Origin of the sequence: Pseudanabaena sp. 'Roaring Creek', from assembly GCF_001402795.1 — a bacterium.
Lineage (GTDB): Bacteria > Cyanobacteriota > Cyanobacteriia > Pseudanabaenales > Pseudanabaenaceae > Pseudanabaena.
Map to the genome: position 1 here is coordinate 1 of NZ_LIRE01000309.1, position 1,044 is coordinate 1,044.

The window sequence follows — 1,044 nt, forward strand, 5'->3', positions numbered from 1 at the left end:
ATACCAATTCACGAAAGTGTAACAACACTTTCGTAAATTAAAAACCAAACCCAGTAAGGTTTTGAGATTCCCCAAATAGCGTTGCCATTTTGGGAATTGGTATAACTAGTTAATAGATGCCAATTTATCCTATGTTTTGTTTTTATATTATTGAGCTAATTTCAGCAAAGTTTTTATGGATACGGATATTCTTCAGCCGCTCACTCATCTTGATCGAAGTGGTAATGCTCAGATGGTGGATGTGACGCACAAAACGCAAACAGTGAGACGAGCGATCGCAGTTTGCGAGATATCTATGAAAACAACGACCTTAGATGCAATCCAAGCAGGCAATGTCAAAAAAGGAGATGTATTAGGCACGGCAAAACTAGCAGGGATTATGGCAGCAAAGCAAACGGCAAACTTAATTCCCATGTGCCACCCTCTAAATCTCACCAGTGTGGATGTGAGGATTATGCTAGACGAAAATATTCCTGGCTATCAAATTGAGGCGGAGGTCAAAACTAAGGGCGAAACTGGCGTAGAAATGGAGGCTTTGACCGCTGCGACGATCGCTGCTCTCACCCTGTACGATATGGCAAAGTCGCTTGAAAAGACGATGATCATCTCAAATGCGAGGTTAATACATAAGAGTGGTGGCAAATCTGGGGATTTTAATGCCCCTAAGGGGGAATATTGCGATCTTTAGTCTTGAAAAAAGTCTTAAGCCACTCGCGTCAAGTAGCTACTCCCTTCCCAGTCAAGAATTAGACGTTGCGGCGCGAAGCGCTGCAACGTCTAATTCTTGGTTAGCTACCTTTAAGCAGCTTTATGCCCCGCGATCGCAATTAGTTCGCGGATTTTAACTTCAGATAATTGACTGTCGATATCTAACGATTTACTGGCAGGATCGCCCGTAACTATTGCTGAGGTATCGACAGATTGGATCGCTTTGGTAATTGTTTCGATACAACTAGCGCAACCGATGGAAGGCACTGAGAGTTTTAAAGTCATAGATTAAGCAATATGTCGAAAAAATAAGATTATTAAGTAGCTCAGCATAAT

2 protein-coding genes are annotated in these 1,044 nt (G+C 42.0%); one reads left to right on the plus strand and one right to left on the minus strand.

The features are described 5' to 3' along the window. Window positions 1–175: 175 nt before the first annotated feature. A complete protein-coding gene (gene moaC / locus AC805_RS10730) occupies window positions 176–688 on the plus strand; it encodes a cyclic pyranopterin monophosphate synthase MoaC (protein ID WP_055075433.1) in 513 nt (170 codons plus the stop codon). A gap of 110 nt (window positions 689–798) precedes the next feature. Here the strand turns inward: moaC and AC805_RS10735 are convergent, their stop codons facing one another. Continuing rightward, entirely contained in the window at window positions 799–993 is a 195-nt protein-coding gene (locus AC805_RS10735) for a heavy-metal-associated domain-containing protein (protein ID WP_009628447.1), read from the minus strand. Between the last annotated feature and the right edge of the window lie 51 nt (window positions 994–1,044).